This is a genomic window from Streptomyces sp. AC558_RSS880, assembly GCF_019049255.1.
Lineage (GTDB): Bacteria > Actinomycetota > Actinomycetes > Streptomycetales > Streptomycetaceae > Streptomyces.
In genome coordinates this window covers 32498-50482 of sequence record NZ_JAGMUJ010000030.1, presented here as the reverse complement: position 1 = coordinate 50482, position 17985 = coordinate 32498, and the positions used below count along the sequence as shown (strand labels likewise).

At 70.5% G+C, this 17985-nt stretch carries 18 protein-coding genes; 3 read left to right on the top strand and 15 right to left on the bottom strand.

The genetic code is table 11. The features are described from left to right. Nucleotides 1-81: 81 nt before the first annotated feature. From KUM38_RS12105 to KUM38_RS12085, 5 genes are all read right to left on the bottom strand, one after another. Nucleotides 82-780, bottom strand: coding sequence for a transglycosylase SLT domain-containing protein (locus KUM38_RS12105; protein ID WP_217129336.1), 699 nt, complete (start codon nt 778-780; stop codon nt 82-84). A gap of 418 nt (nt 781-1198) precedes the next feature. Continuing rightward, a complete protein-coding gene (locus tag KUM38_RS12100; RefSeq protein WP_217129335.1) occupies nt 1199-2524 on the bottom strand; it encodes a PhoH family protein in 1326 nt (441 codons plus the stop codon). Between the two features lie 305 nt (nt 2525-2829). Further along, a complete protein-coding gene (locus tag KUM38_RS12095; protein WP_217129334.1) occupies nt 2830-3603 on the bottom strand; it encodes an isoprenyl transferase in 774 nt (257 codons plus the stop codon). Between the two features lie 741 nt (nt 3604-4344). Further along, nucleotides 4345-5154, bottom strand: a complete 810-nt coding sequence (locus tag KUM38_RS12090) for a class I SAM-dependent methyltransferase (RefSeq protein ID WP_217129333.1) — start codon at nt 5152-5154, stop codon at nt 4345-4347. A gap of 42 nt (nt 5155-5196) precedes the next feature. Next, nucleotides 5197-6072, bottom strand: a complete 876-nt coding sequence (locus tag KUM38_RS12085; protein WP_217129332.1) for an LLM class flavin-dependent oxidoreductase — start codon at nt 6070-6072, stop codon at nt 5197-5199. Between the two features lie 379 nt (nt 6073-6451). Here KUM38_RS12085 and KUM38_RS12080 point away from each other — a divergent pair, with 379 nt between their 5' ends. The 3 genes from KUM38_RS12080 (at nt 6452) to KUM38_RS12070 (ending at nt 9496) form a co-directional block, all read left to right on the top strand. Further along, nucleotides 6452-7132: a DUF4232 domain-containing protein gene (locus KUM38_RS12080; protein ID WP_217129331.1), complete on the top strand. Its 681-nt coding sequence runs from the start codon at nt 6452-6454 to the stop codon at nt 7130-7132. A gap of 93 nt (nt 7133-7225) precedes the next feature. Next, nucleotides 7226-8749 carry an alpha-1,2-mannosidase gene (locus KUM38_RS12075; protein ID WP_217129330.1) on the top strand — a complete coding sequence of 508 codons (1524 nt, stop codon included), beginning with the start codon at nt 7226-7228 and terminating at the stop codon, nt 8747-8749. 381 nt (nt 8750-9130) lie between these two features. Further along, entirely contained in the window at nt 9131-9496 is a 366-nt protein-coding gene (locus KUM38_RS12070; protein ID WP_217129329.1) for a DUF192 domain-containing protein, read from the top strand. A 202-nt stretch (nt 9497-9698) separates the two neighbouring features. Here the strand turns inward: KUM38_RS12070 and KUM38_RS12065 are convergent, their stop codons facing one another. The 10 genes from KUM38_RS12065 to KUM38_RS12020 all read right to left on the bottom strand — a co-directional run bounded on the left by KUM38_RS12065 (nt 9699) and on the right by KUM38_RS12020 (nt 17984). Further along, the gene (locus KUM38_RS12065; RefSeq protein ID WP_217129328.1) at nt 9699-10346 is read right to left on the bottom strand and encodes an OmpA family protein; all 648 of its coding nucleotides are present in this window, start codon (nt 10344-10346) and stop codon (nt 9699-9701) included. Between the two features lie 8 nt (nt 10347-10354). Continuing rightward, entirely contained in the window at nt 10355-10933 is a 579-nt protein-coding gene (locus KUM38_RS12060; RefSeq protein WP_217129327.1) for a hypothetical protein, read from the bottom strand. A 34-nt stretch (nt 10934-10967) separates the two neighbouring features. Next, on the bottom strand, nt 10968-11570 hold the full coding sequence (locus KUM38_RS12055) for a pilus assembly protein TadG-related protein (RefSeq protein WP_217129326.1): 603 nt from the start codon (nt 11568-11570) through the stop codon (nt 10968-10970). Beyond that, entirely contained in the window at nt 11567-11800 is a 234-nt protein-coding gene (locus KUM38_RS12050) for a hypothetical protein (RefSeq protein ID WP_217129325.1), read from the bottom strand. Before KUM38_RS12050 ends, KUM38_RS12055 begins: the two co-directional genes overlap by 4 nt. A 160-nt stretch (nt 11801-11960) precedes the next feature. Next, nucleotides 11961-12824, bottom strand: coding sequence for a response regulator transcription factor (locus KUM38_RS12045; RefSeq protein ID WP_308408952.1), 864 nt, complete (start codon nt 12822-12824; stop codon nt 11961-11963). After that, nucleotides 12821-14359 carry a sensor histidine kinase gene (locus KUM38_RS12040; protein WP_217129324.1) on the bottom strand — a complete coding sequence of 513 codons (1539 nt, stop codon included), beginning with the start codon at nt 14357-14359 and terminating at the stop codon, nt 12821-12823. The genes KUM38_RS12045 and KUM38_RS12040 overlap by 4 nt, the downstream gene beginning before the upstream one ends. An 11-nt stretch (nt 14360-14370) precedes the next feature. Further along, nucleotides 14371-15258, bottom strand: a complete 888-nt coding sequence (locus tag KUM38_RS12035) for a DUF5936 domain-containing protein (protein WP_217129323.1) — start codon at nt 15256-15258, stop codon at nt 14371-14373. A 22-nt stretch (nt 15259-15280) separates the two neighbouring features. After that, nucleotides 15281-16225, bottom strand: a complete 945-nt coding sequence (locus tag KUM38_RS12030) for a type II secretion system F family protein (RefSeq protein WP_217129322.1) — start codon at nt 16223-16225, stop codon at nt 15281-15283. A gap of 11 nt (nt 16226-16236) precedes the next feature. Further along, nucleotides 16237-17574 (bottom strand): CpaF family protein, encoded by a 1338-nt coding sequence (locus KUM38_RS12025; protein ID WP_217129321.1) that lies wholly within the window; start codon nt 17572-17574, stop codon nt 16237-16239. 14 nt (nt 17575-17588) lie between these two features. Continuing rightward, a complete protein-coding gene (locus tag KUM38_RS12020; RefSeq protein WP_217129320.1) occupies nt 17589-17984 on the bottom strand; it encodes a TadE/TadG family type IV pilus assembly protein in 396 nt (131 codons plus the stop codon). Nucleotide 17985 lies beyond the last annotated feature (1 nt).

Sequence of the window (17985 nt, the reverse complement as noted above, 5' to 3'; positions counted from 1 at the left end):
GGCGAAAGCCCCGCACCGTAGGACGGTGCGGGGCTGTGCCGTGGTTGAGCGGGGGCCGGAACCGAAGGGTTCCCGGTCCTTCTAGTACCAGTGGTTGGCCTGCCAGAAGTTCCAGGCGCCGCAGGGGCTGCCGTAGCGGTCGTTCATGTAGCCCAGGCCCCACTTGATCTGCGTGGCCGGGTTCGTCGCCCAGTCGGCTCCGGCGGAGGCCATCTTGGAGCCCGGGAGCGCCTGCACCAGGCCGTAGGCGTCGGAGGTGGGGTTGTCGGCCTGGTAGTTCCAGCTCGACTCGTGGTCCACGATGTTGCTGAAGCACTGGAACTGGTCCGCCGGCACGAGCTGCCGGGCCATCGCCTGCACTTCGGCGATCGTGTAGGACGACTGGACCGCGAAGCTGGACGCGTCGCGGACCGCGGAACGGCTGGCGGCGGCCTTGGCCTCCGCGCGATCCTTGGCGGCCTGCTTCGCCTTGTCGTCCGCTTCCTTCTTCTTCGCGACCGCTGTCTTGGCGGCGGCCTTGCGGGCGGCCTCCTCGGCGTCCTTCTTGGCGCTCGCGTCCGCGGCGATGGCCATCGTTTCGGCCTGCTGCGTCAGGGACGCGGTCTGCACCTGGGCCTGCTGGCCCGCGGGGATGTCCGCGAGCAGCGTGGTGCCGCTTGCCGTCGCTTCGGCGTCGTTGTTCTGCGCGGTGCTGCCCGAGGCAACGCCGACGACGCTTCCGACAGCGGTGACCGCGGTGGCCGAGGCCACTGCGAATCCCCGGACCGAGATCCGGCTCACACGGTTTCCTTCCAGCATCGCCCGCTTCGGTGACCCTCGCGGACGCAATCGTGCCCCTGGCACTGGCCTCCCCAACTACGGGTCACGGAAGGCGCGGGCCCGGTGGGCAACTCCTACGAGGGAGCGCCGCGTGGTGCTCGGGCGGCATACGACGACGCTATGGAGTTGGAACTGTGTCCTGCTGTGGTGCCGTACCGCTGGGGGTACAGATGTGTCGTATGCGGGGCCTGACAGGAGTGAGACTCTGCCGTAACCCGACGCCGCAAGGCAATTCTCTGTTGCGTGTGAAAGCTCACATCTCGTTTGGCCCCAGGGAATCCCGGAAATCCGCACACACGCCGACGCCGCCCGGCTAGGCTCTACGCCTTTCCGGACGGCGCCAACTACTGGGTAACCGACCCTTGTTGGAATGTGCGGGTCAGATCTGCCCGTCTTCCAGCATTTCGGTCACCAGTGCGGCGATCTGGGACCTCTCGGACCGCGTCAGGGTGACGTGCGCGAACAGCGGGTGCCCCTTCAGCTTCTCGACGACGGCGACCACACCGTCGTACCGACCGACCCTCAGATTGTCCCGCTGGGCGACATCATGGGTCAGCACGACCCGCGAATTGGCCCCGATACGGGACAGAACGGTCAGCAGGACGTTCCGCTCCAGTGACTGGGCCTCGTCCACGATCACGAACGCGTCGTGCAGCGAGCGGCCCCGGATGTGGGTGAGCGGCAGGACCTCCAGCATGCCGCGCGCGGTGACCTCCTCGATGACCTCCCGGCTGGTGACCGCCGACAGCGTGTCGAACACCGCCTGCGCCCAGGGGCTCATCTTCTCCGCCTCGGAACCCGGCAGATAACCGAGCTCCTGCCCGCCCACCGCGTACAGCGGACGGAAGACCATCACCTTCTGGTGCTGCCGGCGCTCCAGCACCGCCTCCAGGCCGGCGCACAGGGCCAGCGCCGACTTGCCGGTGCCGGCCCGGCCGCCCATGGACACGATCCCGACGTCCGGGTCGAGCAGCAGGTCGAGCGCGATCCGCTGCTCGGCGCTGCGGCCCTTGATGCCGAACGCCTCCCGGTCGCCGCGCACCAGACGGACGTTGCCCTCGGCGGTGACCCGCCCCAGCGCCTTGCCGCGCTCGGACTGGATGGTCAGCCCCGTGTGCACGGGCAGCTGGGCGGCCTCGGGCACGTACACGTGACCCTCTTCGAAGAGGACGTCCACCTGCTCGCCCGGCAGGGTCAGTTCGGACATTCCGGTCCAGCCGGAGGAGTCCGTGATGGCGAGCTCCGCGCGGTACTCCTCGGCGAGGAGTCCCACGGAGGACGCCTTGATCCGGAGCGGGAGGTCCTTCGACACGACGGTGACGTCGAACCCCTCGGCCTGCAGATTGCGGGCGACCGCGAGGATGCGGGAGTCGTTGTCCCCCAGGCGGTAGCCACTGGGCAGCACGCTGGGGTCCGAGTGGTTGAGCTCGACCCGCACGGTCCCGCCGAGGTCCCCGGTCGGAATGGGGGCGTCGAGACGGCCGTACCGCACCCGGTAGTCGTCCAGCAGACGCAGCGCCTGCCGGGCGAAATAGCCGAGTTCGGGATGGTTCCGCTTGGCCTCCAGCTCTGTCACCACGACGATGGGGAGCACGACCTCGTGCTCGTCGAAGCGGCTCAGGGCATGGGGATCGGCCAGCAGGACACTGGTGTCGAGAACATAGGTGCGCCGGTCGGGCTTGTGGCGCTTTGCGCTGGTCACCACGGAAGAACGTACCCCCTCGGATGAGGTCGGGGAGCGACGAGGCGGAGCTGGACCGGTCGACGGCCCTCATGCACAGCGGGCCGAGAACCGGCCCTCCGCCGCTTCTTCCGTGCCGTGACCGCACGGTCGGGCTGGTGCAAAGGGCCTCCCGGGCGGACGGCTTCTGCGCCGCCCGCTGAGATCCGACACCCGTGGTTCGGGTGTCGACCTGTCTGACTTATGCCCTCGAACGAGTGCCGCCATGCCACGGCATATGACGGCGCGCCGGTGAACTCCGTGTGACGTGCGGTGGCCGCGCGGGGTGTTCAGCCGCCGTAGCGCCGGTGACGGGCGGCGTAGTCGCGCATCGCGCGCAGGAAGTCGACCTTGCGGAAGGCCGGCCAGAACACGTCGCAGAAGTAGTACTCCGAGTGCGCGGTCTGCCAGAGCATGAATCCGGACAGCCGCTGCTCACCGCTGGTGCGGATGACGAGGTCCGGGTCGGGCTGGGCGCGGGTGTAGAGGTGACGTCCGATCATGTCGATGTCGACGGCCTCGGCGAGCTCGTCCATCGACGTGCCCCGCTCGTGGGCGTCCAGCAGCATGGACCGCACCGCGTCGGCGATCTCCTGGCGACCGCCGTATCCGATGGCGACGTTGACCACTATCCCGTCGACGTCCGCGGTGGCCTGCTCGGCTTCCTTCAGGGTGGTCTGCATCCCGGAGGGCAGCAGGTCGCGCGTGCCGACGTGATGCACCCGCCAGCGTCCGTCGGCGGCGAGGGTGCGCACCACGTCCTCGATGATGCCGAGGAGCGGGACGAGCTCCTCCTTCGGCCGGTCGAAGTTGTCCGTCGACAGCAGCCAGAGGGTGACGACCTCGACGTCCGTCTCGCTGCACCAGCCGAGGAACTCCTCGATCTTGTCCGCGCCGGCCCGGTGTCCGTGGACGGTGCTGGAACCCGCGGCCTTCGCCCAGCGGCGGTTGCCGTCCATGATGACGCCGATGTGCTTGGGCACCTGAGCGGTGTCCAGGTGACCTTCCACCCGGCGTGCGTACAGCCTGACCAGCAGGCTCCGCAGCTTGTCGCGCAGGTTCACGTGATCGTCAGCCCCTCCGTGCGGATCGGACAGGCGCGGCGCTCCCCCGCCGCGTCGCGCGGCGGGCGGCCCGGTCTCGGCAGCGGGCGGCCCCTGTCCGTGTGGCGGTCCCCGAAGGCGAAGCGTACCCCTGCCGGGGCGGGGGCCCCCAAAGTCCGGGGTGGTCGCGCCCGCCGGCCGTCCGGCGGCGGTGCGCGGTCCGTCACTTGCGCTCGTACGGGTACCGCACGCGGTTTGCCCGCCGCCCCCGGACCACCGCCCCGTCGGGCGCTCGCCCCGGGCCAAGAAAAAACGGGCCGGTCCGTGGGGGGGGGAGACGGACCGGCCCGAGGGGGGGTTTCCACCATAACCCTTCGTAAGTGATGCTGCGTACATCGGCGCGCCACAACTACTCTCCGAAACCGCCCGACAACGCGTAGACGCCCCCGGAAGGCGCTTTTCAGGGCCCTGAGGTGGCCGAAACACGGCGAAAACGCGTGAAAAAAGATCGATGAGGGGACTCTGTGCCGGATGTGGCACCATCCGCCGACAGGGTGACCACACTTTCGGCCATCCCTCCGACGGGCGACCCGGGCGCAGACACCGGATTGACCCGAGGGGGCCGACTCGGGCACCGCGCAGCCCCCTCCGCTGCGCGGTACCGCCGCCCCCGCGCAGCTTTGCTGGCGCGAATCATCTTGGTCCGAACCTATGTGATCCCCTGCTCCGCGGACCAGCCGCATCCCATAACGATGCGGAAACTCATGAGCGCGAGGCGCGGCCCCCTCCGCCCTTGCGGGCGTGGAAGAGGTGCCGGGTGCTGTGGGCCACGAAGGCTCCCTCCGCCCCGATCCGCTCGTGCAGGGCGCGCAGCCGCGGCAGATACGCCTCGACGGTGAAACCGGGGACCATCCAGATCACCTTGCGCAGGAAATGAACGACGGCGGCGATGTCGTAGAACTCGACGCGCAGCCGTTCGGCCCGCAGATCGACGATCTCCAGCCCGGCGGCCTCGGCCGCGCGCCGCTCACGGTCCGGATGCCGCGCGTCGCGCCGCTCGTCCGGCTGCGCCCCGAGGAAGTGCTCGACGAGCTCGTGGACGCTGCCGGGCCCGACATGCTGGGCAAAGTAGACGCCACCGTCCTGGAGGACCCGCGCGATCTCCTTCCACGGGGCCTCGACGGGATGCCGGCTGACGACGAGGTCGAAGGCCCCGTCCGCGAAGGGCAGCGGCGCGTCCTCGGGCGAGGCCACGACGGCGACACCGCGCGGCCGGAGCACGGCCGTGGCCTTGGCGACGTTAGGCGCCCAGCCCTCGGTGGCGACGGCGAGCCGGGGCCGCCGAGGGGCGTGGGCGAGAGCGAAGTCCAGGACCTCCCCTCCCCCGGTCTGGACGTCGAGCACGGCGTCGGCCCGGCCCAGCCACCCGGCCATCGTCGTGGCATACCCCCACGAGGGCCGGGCCTCGCTGGCCCGTCCCTCGAACCAGGAGAAGTCCCATCCCTCGGTGGGCACGGAGGCGCCTTCCGCGATCAGCTCTTCGAAGGTGCGGTGGCTCGCCCTGTCCGTCATGTACCGATCATGCCCGGCGGAGCCCCGCGCTGTCCTCCGGCTTTACGGCACCAACGGCCGTACCTCCTCCGCCACGAACCGCACGAACCCCTCCGGGTCCGGTTCGTCACTGGTCGGCTGGAGAATGACCGAGTCGGCCCCGGCCTCGGCGAGCCGCCGTACGGCCTTGGCGACGGTCCCCGCGTCCCCGGCGACCCCGACTTCCGCTTCCCCGTCGACCCCCTCGGCGACCAGATCGGCCCGCACCCGCTCACCGGCACCGACTCCCGTGGCGGCGAGCAGATACACGACGACCTTGTGGGGTCCGTCGGTACGCCCCGCCGCGGCCCGCCCCTCGTCGATGAGCCGGCGCGCCTGCCGCACCCCCTCGGGCGGGGTGTCGGCGGTGAGGATGGTCCCGTCGGCGGCCTCACCGGTAAGCCGCACGGTACGGGGCCCGGTGGCACCGGCGAGGACCTCCACCGGCCCCTGCGGCGGCCAGTCCAGGGCGACGTCGTCGAGCCTGACGTACCGTCCCTCGGTGGTGACCCTCTCCCCTCCCAGCAGGGCCCGCAGCGCCACGAGATGCTCCCGCAACAGGGTGAGCGGCGACTCGGCCCGCGCCCCGACCTGCCCCATCCAGTCCTGCACCCCGTGCCCGACGCCGAGGATCGCGCGCCCCGGGAACATCCGGTGCAGGCCAGCGGCCTCCATGGCCGTCATGGCGACGTTCCGCAACGGCACGGGCAGCAGCCCGACCCCGACCCGCACCCGCTCGGTCCACGCCAGCGCGGCGGCGGCGGTCGAAATCCCGCCCTCCCGGAAACAGTCCTCCCACAGCCAGAGCTCCTCGAGCCCGACATCGTCGGCGAGTTCGGCAACGGCACGGAGTCGTTCGGGGGCGAGCTGGGGGCGGAAGACTGCGCCGAGTGTGGTCATGGGGGTCTTCCTACCCACCGGGGGGTGGACGGGGAAACATGCTTCGCCTGGCGGCTCGACCTCGATCGTTCGAGCGAGCAGCAGGGGATCCCGGGCGATCCGGTCAACGTACGTACTGGTTGTCACCTGTTCGCCGGCAGCGCCCGCCCGAGCCCGGCTCCGCCAGTCGGGGCGACCGGGTGGTGAGCGGTGGGCCATCGGTTCCAACTCGGCCATGCGTCGGACGAGTTCGTGGTCATGTCACCCTTCTGTGACAGCGATGTCGTGGAACGACGGCAGCGGGATCCCTTCGGCTCGCGGACCCCTCATAGTGATCAAAGAAGCACCGAGAAGGCCGGAACCGCTTCGGTCTCACCCACCGACCACCAAGGGGATTTCAATGTTCGGCAACCGTCGTAAGGCCTTCCTCGTCTCCGCGGCCCTCGTGGGCGGCGCCATGCTGATGACCGCCTGCCAGGACACGGACGCGGACACGGACACCGGTGCCGCAGGCAGTTCTTCGTCCGCCGCCTCGACCGGCGGTGCGGCCGCCCCGTCGTCCGGTTCGTCGGCCAAGGGCGGCGGTCAGGGCACCGACGAGGGCGCGGACACGACGAGCAAGGGAACCGGGGACGGGGCCGGCTCCGGCGTCGACACCGGTGACGGGGAGCGGGCGGCGGTCGAGCAGACCTGCGGCGCCAACGACATCTCCTGGAGCACCAGGTCCGAGACGCAGGGCGGCGGATACATCCTGATCACGGCGAAGGCGAAGTCGGGGATCACCTGCTACCTGCCCGCCGCGCTGCCGACCGTGGCGTTCGGATCCGACGGCACCGAGGCGGGTCCCGCGGAGCAGTCCGTCGGCCGGCAGATCAAGCTGACCGGGAGCACCACCGCCTACGCCGGGGTCAACCCGAAGACCACCAATGGCGACGGTGGCAAGGAGCTGGACAGCATCATCGTCGGTGTCGGTGACGCCGACCCCAACCCGGTCTCCCTGCCGGTCGACACCATCACCGTCGAGGACCCGATCGTCACCAACTGGCACACCTCCCCGGCGGACGCCGTTCCCTTCTCCTGAACGGCGATGTCAGTCCGGCCCACTAGGGTCCTGGATCACAGTCACCACCGCGTGGTGATTCTTGCTGACGACTCGTCATGACATGGAGTGCTCATGGGCTTTGAGGCCACCTACGCCGACTTCTCCGTCGATCCGACTCGGCTGGCGAACTCCGATGTCAGGTTTCACGGCGCCCGGTTCGCCGGGTCGCACGTGGCGTTGAGCGCGGGCGGGAGCGTGACGCTGGACTTCGAGGTGGAGGACCCGGAGGACGTCCCCCAGGCGACGCTCACCGTCACGGCCCTCGTCTCCAAGCTCGGCTCCGACCTCGGGTACGCCCCCATGACCGTGCTGCTCCAGGGCGAGACGCTGGCCGAGGACCTGACGGTGCCCGGCGGTGGGGACCTGCCCCAGGACAACGTTTTCGCCGTGCCCGGGCGTCTGCTGAAGCCCGGCACCAACACCCTGGAGATACGCTCCTCGGCCAAGGCCGGCAGCATGCTCTGGCTCTACCGGATCACCCTGGACCCCGTCTGGGAGCGCGGCCGTTCCGAGCGTGCGCGGGTGGCCGAGGCCGCCCGGGACTCGGTCTTCTCCTACCGTACGGAACTCCGCCCCGCGCACTCCTCTTCCGCCTCCTGGCAGGCGGCCCCCCGGCTGCTCTTCCACATCGACCGGGACGAGCACTCCCTGCCCGCGCAGCTCGGCTGGCGCGGTGAGGACGGAGCCGAGTCCGCCATCAGCTTCCAGTCCAACATGTCCGACTTCCACGGCGTGTACCGCGCCGCGGACGGTACGGCGTACGAGTACCGGGGGCGGCTCACCGACCGCCGGCCGTTCTCGGAGGACACCGCGAACCTCTCGGCGTCCCCCCTGCACCGCTTCCACACGGAGGAGGGGTGGGGCGGCCGCTGGCACACCTCCCACGAACTGCGCCTGCTGGTCGACGACGGCGGGGCGCCCGTCGAGCGGGTGACCTGGCGCGACCAGCGGGGCAACTCCGGGGTGGCCGTGCTGCACGCCGCCGCCTCCGAGGTCGAGGTGACCGGCGTCGAGGCGAGCGACGAGTTCGACGAAGGGGGCGAGGGAGCCGACAACCTCCTCGAGGACCAGCGCAGCAAGTGGCTGACGTTCGAGGAGACCGCCCACCTCGACTTCACCCTCGCCCGCCCCGCCTCCGTCGCCTCGTACTCCCTGATGTCGGCGAACGACTTCGCCGAGCGCGACCCCCGCGACTGGACCCTCCTCGGCTCCCACGACGGCCACACGTGGACGCCGCTGGACACGCGCGGCGGTGAGAAGTTCACCGAGCGCTTCCAGACGAGGGAGTTCCACCTCCGCTCCACCGCCCGGGCCTACCGCCACTACCGTCTCGACATCACCCGCAACGCCGGCGGGTCCGAGGTCCAGCTCGCCCAGGTCCGGTTCGCCGAAGCGCCCGCCGGCCAGGCGTTCACCGGCTACTACCAGCGCTACAACGAGGGCCCCATCGGCTACCGTGGCACACCGGTCGCCGCCGCGCCCTCCGCCCTCCCCACGGCTCCCCTCGTCGCCTCGGAGCTCCAGGCCGCCGTCGCGAGCCTGTCCGAGACGGCCCAGACGCTGGCCGCGCTGGCGGCGCAACTCCGCGCGCACTGATCTCGGGCGGCCTGCGGAGACACGTTCGGTGCGGACGGTCGGGGACGTCGCACGCGAGTCGGTTCCGCAGGCACGCACGGGGGGCGTCAGCGCTCGATCACCTTCGGGGGTCCGGGTCCGGCGCGTGTGATCCACAGGGTGCGCCGCTCGTCACTGCTTCAGATACGCCGGGTCGGCGGAGGCGTGGTCGAGCTTTTGAAAAAGCGGGAGCATCTCGGTCTTCAGTGTTCATGTTCTGCTCATTTGAGCGCGCGAGTGGCATTCGGCCGCCGGATGCTCACTCTTTTCGCAGAGTGAGGAGTCATGCGCCCTCGGGGCGCCCTGGGGATACGTTCGGTGTGGACGTTGCGGTCGGTCGGTGGCGGAGGGGGTCGGTCGGGGATGGGGCGCTGGCGGGACGGGCACGGGGAGTTGACCGTACGGGGGAACGGTGAGGGGGCGCCGGTACGTGTTCCGCTGGAGACAGCCACCTCCTACCGGGCCCGTACCAGAGGGCTGCTGGGGCGGGACTCCCTGGACGGGGCGCTGCTGCTCTCCCCCGCCAACAGCGTGCACACCTTCCGTATGCGCATGTCCATCGACGTCGCCTACCTCGACCGGCGGCTCCGGGTCATCGCCGTCCGCACCATGCCGCCGGGGCGGCTCGGCCTGCCCCGGCTCCGGGCACGGCATGTGCTGGAAGCCGAGGCCGGGGCGATGGAGGGATGGGGGCTTCGGGTCGGGGCCCGGGTGGAAGTGAACCTTTAGGACGCCGGCGCAGGCCAGCACCCGGAGCGCGGTTCGACGGCGGGTGACACAGGCCGTCGCGGGCATGGACAACTCCTGGCGGCGGGTGGTTTGCGGCTCCGCCCGGTGGCTCGTCTCCCTGGACGCGAACACACCCCTCCCAGGGCAGGAGAGTACGGGCGGGCTCGCGCGATGCCGTTGCCGACCACCTGCTCCAACCGGCTCAGCTCGCCGTGCGCGGGAAGGTGATCTCGACCCTGCGGTTCTTCTTGCGGCCGGCCTCCGTGGAGTTGTCGGCGATCGGGTACTGCTCGCCGTAACCGCGCACCTCGTAGGTGATGTTCGCGTCGCTCAGCTCCTGTCCCAGGATCGCCTGCACGGCGTTGGCACGCCGGCGGGACAGGACGTCGCCGTGGGCGGACGAGCCCAGGTTGTCGGTGAAGCCGAAGACGCGGACCTTCGTCGCGTTCTGCGTCTTGATCTCGCCCGCGATCGTGACGATACGGGCCTTCGCCTCCGCGCCGAGCTTCGCACTGTCCTTGCCGAACAGCACCTCGGCCTGGAGCGCGAACGTCACGTCGGAGTTGGTGTCCTCACGACGCTCGTCGCCGCTCTTGTCCTCCACGATCTGCTTGATGTCCAGGACCTTGGGCTCGGTGAGGGTGGCGCCCTCCGGGAGCTTGAGGTCGGGGTCGTTCGGGTCGACTTCGACGGGCGCGGACGCGGACGCTTCGGTTCCCGGGGGAACACTGGGGCCGTCGTCCGCGTGAGCCACCGCCGCGCCGTACAGGTTGGTGGCGACCATGACCGTGGCGGCCGACAGAACCAGGGCGAGGCGGGGCGGCGCCGGGCGGGTCGGGGTTCGAGTCATGGCCGACCTCACCCGGAGATCTTGATCGTGCCGCTGGCGAACGTCGGTACCTGGAGGTCGACCTCGATCGTGTTCGTCGGCGGCGCGGGGAACTGCATGAAGACAGGCAGGGTCTGCCCCGCTTCCAGATTTCCCAGGCCCGTTGTGGTCAGCGGTCGGCCGTCCGTGTCCCGCAGTACGTAATAGCGCTTCTTCCCCTTCGAGTCCACGAGGGTGGCTCCACCGAGCGACGAACCATGCTTGACGACCTCGGTCTCGTCACCGCTCGTCTGTGGCGGAACCACCACTGATTCGTCACCGTCGTTCTTCACGGTCCCGTTCACCGTGATGAATCCGCCGGAATCACGCTTGGCAGAGGTGATCTGGAGGAGCAGCCCATCCGTGCCCCGCAGCTCGGCCAGGGGCGTCTTCGTCTGTTCCTCCTGAGCACTCGGGTTCGATCCACTGTCCTTGGAAGCGGATGACGAAGGCTTCGGCTTGTCGTCGTCACCACCGCCACCGCAAGCCGCCATGCCGAGAGCCAGACCGGCCACAGCGGTCAACGCGACCATCCCCCTGCAGGTCTTGGCAGTGATCCGAATGCTCATCTCTCTGCTTCCTTCATCACTCGTCGTTCGCTTGTCAGTCGGCCAGGTGGACTTCGAACAGGTCCTCGGGCTCGGGAAGGAGGTCGAGGGGCCCTTTCGGGTCCAGCTCCCATTCCTCGCCCTCGCAGGTGAGCAGCGGCAGTACGTCCTCTTCAGCGTCCTCGGACGGGAGCTGGAAAGTGCAGCGGGGCTCGATCACAGCCGTGGCGGTCGCGTGGGAACGACGGTTCTCCGTGCCGGGGACGATGGAGTCTCCAACGGTCCTATTGGTCTGAACCTCGACCTTGTAGCCGAGAAGGCCCTCCAGACCGCATCCGACCACGCTGGCGTCGTTCCGCGCGGCAAGCTCGTACGCCCGCCCGCAGGTGAGACCGATGCCATCGACATTTCCGTCGAAGATGGCCTGCCACTTTGCCGGGTCGAGCAGGTCCTGAACCCATCGGTCCGCGAGTGCGTCCCTGGTCTCCTGTGCTGCTGCGAGCGCCGCCGCATCGGCAGCGGTCTGCGCGCCGTTCCGATTCGCCGCGGCCTGGCCGACCGCGAAGTACGCGAACGCGAGAAAGAGCAGGCCCCCCACCACCGTGATGTAGATGGGAAAGGCCTGCCCTGCGTCGCCGTACCGGTGGAATCGCCTCAAGGAGCGACCTTGGCGATCTGTGCAGTGATCTTGCCGAAGATTGTCTGGCCGAGACTGGTGCCGTTGACCGCGAGCACGATCAGCACCACCACCGCGATGATGCCCAGGTACTCGACCGCCGTCTGCCCCTTGTCGGCGTTGCGGCGCCGCAGGGCCTCGACCGTCGTGTTCTTCCAGCCGTTGACGCGGACCTTGGTCGCGACGGCGGTCTTGATCATCAGGTCGCTCATGGTGTTCCCCTCCGGCTGACGCGGTAGCGGCCTGCTTCACAGGGCCGCTTTCGGCGTCTGCAACGTACGGGCGGGAGCCCCGTCCGTCGGAGGGCCCCAGGGCCCAATCCCGGGCCCAGGCGCGGGCCCAGCTCCTCGTCCCCCCTGCCGTCACCGAAGGTCACCCCACCCCTCGCTCCGGACCCGGTGCCGTGCCGAGCCACTTCGCCGCGGCCTCGGAACGGCTCGTGCTGTGGAGCTTCGCGAAGATGCGGTTGATGTGGTTCTTGACCGTCTTCTCGCTGATGAAGCACATGGCGGCGATCTGCTGGTTGGTCATGCCGGATGCGATGAGGTCCATGATCTCCGCCTCCCTCGCGCTGAGTCGGTACCCCGACCTGTCGGGAGCGGCCGGGCGGCCGCCTGTCCAACCAGACGACGATCGTGCCACATTCGGTTGCAGTCGCGAAAGGTTTTCCGCAGAAGTAGGCGGGGGCGGGATGTGAGGGAGGCCGAGTCCGTTTGTGGTGGGGTTAGTTGCGCGTGCGGCACCCAGTCCCTCCGGGAGCGTCCTGGGCGGTCGCGGGTCTTGGCGTAGTTGCGAGAGCAACGCTCCCGCCGCCGTCGGGGTGAAGTGGGGCCTGCCCTCCCTGATGTCGCGGATCGCCGCCACCAGTTGGTCCGCCGTGAACTCGCCGTGGACCAGGTAGCCGCCCGCTCCCCTGCGCAGGGCCTCCTGGACGATCTCCGACTCCCCGCTGTACGTCAGCATCACCACGGGTGCGATCCGTACCAGGTACGGGAGGGCCGAGATGCCGTCCACGCCGGGCATGCGGACGTCCAGGAGGACCACGTCGGGGCGGTGGGTGTGGGCCGCCTCGTAGGCCTCCCGGCCGTCGGCCGCCTCCGCCACCACCGTGATGTCCTCGCGGCCGGTGAGGAGGGCGGTCAGGCCGGCGCGGACCACCGGGTTGTCGTCGGCCACCAACACCCGGAGGGAGGCCGGGGGCGGGACGTTCGCGAAGGGGTTCGGTGGTGTCGTCACGGGGTGGCCTCCGTGGGAGTCGTCACGGCCGCCAGCGGGAGTTCCAGGCGGACTTCGGTGCCTCGGGTGTGTTCGCCCCGGCCCATGCTGATGCGGGCGCCGACCGAGGCCGCCCGCTCGACCATGCCGACGAGGCCGAAGTGACCGGCGCGGCGGAGTTGTTCGAGGTCGGTGCCGGGCGGGAGGCCGGTGCCGTCGTCGTACACGCTGATGCGGAGCAGGTCGCCGTGGACGCCGGCGTGGACGTCGACCCTGGTCGGCTCGGCGTGGCGGTGGGCGTTCTCCATGGCCTCCGAGGCGATGGTGAGGAGTTGGCGGGCCACGGCGGGCGGGACGGGCGGGAGTGCGTGCTCGCCGGTGGGGTGGTAGGCCGCGGGGACGCCGGTGCGGGCGGAGAAGTCGCGGGTGCGGGCGGCCAGTTCCACCAGGACGTCCGTGCCCTGTGCCGGGTCCGACTCCCTGCGCAGGTCGGCCAGGAGTTCGCGGGATTCGGCGGCGGCTCTGCGGGCCGAGCGGGCCACGAGTTCCGCCTGTTGTTTCACCAGGGCCGGGTCCGGGTGCGGGGCGCCCGCCGTGCCGGCCAGACCGTCCGCCGCCAGGGCCACTCCGTGGAGGGTCTTGGCCACCGAGTCGTGCATCTCGCGGGCGAGGCGGGCGCGTTCGGCGCTGACCGCCTCCGTGACGGCCAGGCGGGCCTGGACGGTCGTCAGGGCCTGGGTCGCCGTGCCCAGGCGGAGCATGAGGTTGCGGAGGCTGGAGCCGACCGCGCCCGCGATCACGCAGAGGCCGGGGAGGAGGAGGGCTTCCGCCGGGTCCGTCCGTGGGTTGTCCAGGGCCGCGTGGACCAGGAGGAGGATCAGGCCCTGGAGGGAGGCGAAGACCGCCGCGCCGCGCCAGCCGTAGATCAGGCCCGCGAGGAGGGGGGTGCAGACGCTGACGTAGGCGAGGGTGGTGTCGGGGCCCGCCGAGATGAGGAGCAGGGCTCCGAAGAGGGTGTCCGCCGCGAGGAGGGTGGGGTGGCGGAGGAGGAGGGGGCCGAAGCGTTCCCAGTCGCGGAAGAGGACGTAGGAGGCCATGAAGGTGGCCACCACCGCCATGCCGACCAGGCGGGTGCTCCAGCCGGGGGCGGCGTTGAGGAGGGCGGAGGGGGCGGCCAGGGCGATCATCGCCAGGCGGAAGCCGAATGCCTGCCGGCAGAGGGCCTGGAGGGCGTTGACCTGGATCTGGACGTCCGGTGCGGGGTGTGGGGGGTGTGTCCGGCCTTCGGCCGGACGGGGGTTCCCACCCGCACCCTCCGGGCGGGTCTCGTCGTCGGGTGCGGGTGACCCCTGTGGGGGCTGACCGCCGTCGGCGGCTGCCGCTTCGTGGGCCTGTGGGGGTTTGGTCCCGTCGGCGGTGTTCCCGCCGTGCGGCGGGCTGTCCGGGGCGCCTGTTCCGGTGTGGGGCGGGAGGACCGTGCCCGTCGGCGGGGTCGTGATCTCCGACGGTTTCGCGGGACGGCGGAACAGCCTCGAGCGTTCCCTTGTCGTCGTCATCGCCCCCTGCCCTACTCGCCCGTGACCGCGCCGAAGTCGATGCCGGAGCCGAGGATCAGGCCGGCGCCGAGGAGGATCATCGTGGCCGGGACCATGAACGTGGTGATCATCATGGTGGCCTTCGGGACCGCGCGGGCCGCCTTGCGGCGGGCGTTCTGCGCGTCCGTGCGGCGCATGTCCTTGGCCAGGGACACCAGCGTGTCGACGATCGGCGCACCCAGTTCCTCGCCCTGCTGCAACGCCGTGACGAACATCGCGACCTGTTCGGAGTCGTTGCGGCGGCGCAGTTCCGCGAAGGCCTGGCGGCGGCTCATGCCCAGGTCCATCTGGCGCAGGGTGATGCGGAGTTCGTCCGCCCACGGGCCCTCGTACTTCGACGACACCCGGTCCAGGGCCTGCCGGAAGCCCAGACCCGCGCTCACCACCACCGCCAGTACGTCCAGGAAATCCGGCAGCGTCCGTTCGATGACGTCCCTGCGGATGCGGATCGCCGACCAGATGCCGACCTCCGTCCAGAACGCGCCGAAGGCAAGGAGCAGCAGGGCCATGAAGAGCTGGCCGCGCATGAGGAACACCAGGAAGCCGACGACGCCCAGGAAGCCGTACACCGCGCGGCGGGCGGCGTAGCGGTCGATGGTGAGGCCGCCGGGGTTGCCCGCCAGGTCGATCTTGCGGCGGTACTTGGCGACCTGCTTGGGGCCCATGGCGCGCAGCACGGCGGGGGCGTAACGCATGCCCATGCGGTCGACGAGGGAGTCGACCGCGCCCGTGCGGGTGGAGCCGACCTCCAGGGCCAGGGCCAGGTCGCCGGGGAGTTTCGCCTCCGCCCGGTACATGCGGACGCCGGCGAAGACGCCGTAGACGGCGAGGCCCATCAGGAGGGCCAGGAGAAGTGCCATGTCGGTCGGTCCTCCTCGCCGTTCAGACGTCGATGCGGGACAGGCGGCGGATGAGGACGAAGCCGATGGCGTACAGGCCGAACGCGATGATCACCGCGGCCTGGCCCGCCGGGGAGCCGGTCATGCGCTCCAGGGCGCCGTCCTTCACGCCGTTCATCAGGAAGAGGGAGCCGACGCCGAGCACCGGGACGGCGTACGACGTCATGCTGACCTGGGAGAGCTGGGTGCGGACCTCCCGCCGGGTCTCCTTCCTCTCCTCCAGCGTCTCCGTCAGGTTCCGCAGGGCGCTCACCACCTGGCCGCCCGCCCGGTTGGACAGCACCAGGGTGGTGACCAGGACGACCAGCTCACGGGAGGGGAGGCGGTCGGCGAGTTCGCCGAGGGCGTCGTCCATGGAGGCGCCGACCGCCAGCTGGTTGGCCACCTTGGACAGTTCCTCGCCCGCCGGGGCCTCCAGCTCCTCCGCCGCCATGCCGACGGCCGTACGGAGGGCGAGACCGGCCTGGGTGGCGTTGGCGAGGATGCGGGCCAGCTCCGGGAGCTGGTTGATGAACTTCTCGATGCGCTTCTGCCGCTGCCAGTTGAGGAACTGCAGCGCCACCCCGATGCCGAGCAGGCCGGCGATCGGGCCGAAGAAGGGGGCGAGGGTCGCCTGGCCGATGAGCCACAGGCCGGCGACCGTGGCGAGCATGTAGACGAAGAACTCGCCGGGGGTGACGTCCAGGCCGGTGGCCGCCAGGCGCAGTTCGAGCTTCTTGCCGAGCCCGGTGCGGCGCAGGCGGCGGTCCAGGGTGGGGAAGTGGCGCCGACGGCCGGTGAGGGGGACCTGGCCGGTGGCCGACAGCCGGTCCACCAGCGCCTGCCGCTGTGCCCTGCCGGTGGCGTACGCGTGCACGCCGACGACCGCGAGGACGCAGGTCAGCAGCGTGATGCCGGTGGTCAGCGTGATCAGGTTCTGCAGCTCCATGGGGGCGGTTCCTACCTGGCTTCTCGGGTGGCGAGCTGGTCGTAGGACTGGGCGATGCCGAACGCCTGGGGGACGGGCTGGCTCGCCATGTAGAGGCGGTCGGCGGTGCGGCGCGGGAGGGGGTAGTGCTCGTAGGCGCCGTGGACGCGGCCGTCGGCGGTCATGGGCCGGGCGTGGAAGCGGGCGACGGTGGCCAGCCGGTACGGCTCCGAGCCGTGGCTCTCCAGCAGGGCGACCTCGGTGATGCGGCGGGCGCCGTCGGCGAAGCGGGTGAGCTGGACGATGACGTCGACGGCGCTGTTGATCTGGTCGTGGAGCGCCACGAAGGGGATCTCGACGTCGGACATGGAGGCGAGGGTCTGGAGGCGCATCAGCGCGTCCTCGGCGCTGTTGGCGTGGACGGTGGCCAGGGAGCCGTCGTGGCCCGTGGACATCGCCTGGAGCATGTCCAGGGACTCGCCGCCGCGGACCTCACCGACGACGATGCGGTCGGGGCGCATGCGGAGGGAGTTGCGGACGAGGTCGCGGATGGTGATCCGGCCCTTGCCCTCGACGTTCGGCGGGCGGGACTCCAGGCGGATGACGTGTGGTTGCTGGAGCTGGAGTTCGGCGGAGTCCTCGATGGTGATGATGCGTTCGCGCTCGGGGATCAGGCCCGAGAGGGCGTTCAGGAGGGTCGTCTTCCCGGTGCCCGTCGCGCCGGAGACGATGACGTTGAAGCGGGCCTGCACCAGGCCGGCGAGCAGGTACAGCATGTGCTCGTCGAGGGAACCGAGGCCGATGAGTTCCTGGAGGGTGAAGGAGCGGGGGAAGCGGCGGATGGTGAGGGTGGCGCCGGTCAGGGAGAGCGGCGGGATGATGACGTTGACGCGCTCGCCGGAGGGGAGGCGGGCGTCGACCATGGGGTTCGACTCGTCGACGCGGCGGTTGACGGTGGAGACGATGCGTTCGATCGTCTGCATGAGCTGGTCGTTGGAGGCGAAGCGGAGCGGGAGCTGTTCCACGCGGCCGCCGCGCTCGACGAAGATCGCGTCGGGGCCGTTCACCATGATCTCGGTGATGGACGCGTCCTCCAGCAGGGGCTCCAGGATGCCGAGGCCCAGGGCCTCGTCGACGACCCGGCGGATCAGCTGGGAGCGCTCGACGGTCGACAGGACCGGGCCCTCGCGGCTGATGATGTGGCCGAGGACGCGTTCCAGCCGGGCCCGGCGCTCGGCCGCCGCCAGCGAACTCATCTCCGCGAGGTCGATCTCCTCCAGGAGCTTGGCGCGGTAGGAGGCGACCAGGTGGCCGTCCTCGCCCCGTCCGGCCGTCTCCTCGGGGGAGTTGATGCGTGCCCGCAGGCTCATGGGTCGCTCGCTCCTCAGTGGTCTCGCGGCATCGTGGCGGACTTGCGGGCGGGGCCGAAGTCCCAGCCCGGCACGATCGAGGGGATGTCGACCGTGGCGGTGACGGTGATCTCGTCGCCACCGGGATAGCCCTCGCAGGAGGTGCCGTCGGCGAGCCAGTCGCTGATGGCGGCCCTGCAGGTGGAGCCGTACGCCTCGCCCAGCGACGCGCTGCGCGCCGCCGCGCGGGCCGCCGTGCCGGCCTGCTGGGCGGTGTAGGCGATCAGGCCGAGCTGGACGGCGGCCATGGCGACGACGAGCAGGACCGGGAGGAAGCCGAGGTATTCGATGGCGACCTGGCCGCGGTCGCGGGGCCGGGGACGGGGCCGGAACCGGGGTCGTGGTCGGGGTGCGTGCGGCGTGTACGGCATG

Coding starts and splice junctions, on each gene's coding strand:
- KUM38_RS12090 (WP_217129333.1), bottom strand. CDS start 5,154: ATGACGGACAGGGCGAGCCACCGCACCTTCGAAGAGCTGATCGCGGAA.
- KUM38_RS12085 (WP_217129332.1), bottom strand. CDS start 6,072: ATGACCACACTCGGCGCAGTCTTCCGCCCCCAGCTCGCCCCCGAACGA.
- KUM38_RS12080 (WP_217129331.1), top strand. CDS start 6,452: ATGTTCGGCAACCGTCGTAAGGCCTTCCTCGTCTCCGCGGCCCTCGTG.
- KUM38_RS12075 (WP_217129330.1), top strand. CDS start 7,226: ATGGGCTTTGAGGCCACCTACGCCGACTTCTCCGTCGATCCGACTCGG.
- KUM38_RS12070 (WP_217129329.1), top strand. CDS start 9,131: ATGGGGCGCTGGCGGGACGGGCACGGGGAGTTGACCGTACGGGGGAAC.
- KUM38_RS12065 (WP_217129328.1), bottom strand. CDS start 10,346: ATGACTCGAACCCCGACCCGCCCGGCGCCGCCCCGCCTCGCCCTGGTT.
- KUM38_RS12060 (WP_217129327.1), bottom strand. CDS start 10,933: ATGAGCATTCGGATCACTGCCAAGACCTGCAGGGGGATGGTCGCGTTG.
- KUM38_RS12050 (WP_217129325.1), bottom strand. CDS start 11,800: ATGAGCGACCTGATGATCAAGACCGCCGTCGCGACCAAGGTCCGCGTC.
- KUM38_RS12040 (WP_217129324.1), bottom strand. CDS start 14,359: ATGACGACGACAAGGGAACGCTCGAGGCTGTTCCGCCGTCCCGCGAAA.
- KUM38_RS12035 (WP_217129323.1), bottom strand. CDS start 15,258: ATGGCACTTCTCCTGGCCCTCCTGATGGGCCTCGCCGTCTACGGCGTC.
- KUM38_RS12030 (WP_217129322.1), bottom strand. CDS start 16,225: ATGGAGCTGCAGAACCTGATCACGCTGACCACCGGCATCACGCTGCTG.
- KUM38_RS12025 (WP_217129321.1), bottom strand. CDS start 17,574: ATGAGCCTGCGGGCACGCATCAACTCCCCCGAGGAGACGGCCGGACGG.
- KUM38_RS12020 (WP_217129320.1), bottom strand. CDS start 17,984: ATGCCGTACACGCCGCACGCACCCCGACCACGACCCCGGTTCCGGCCC.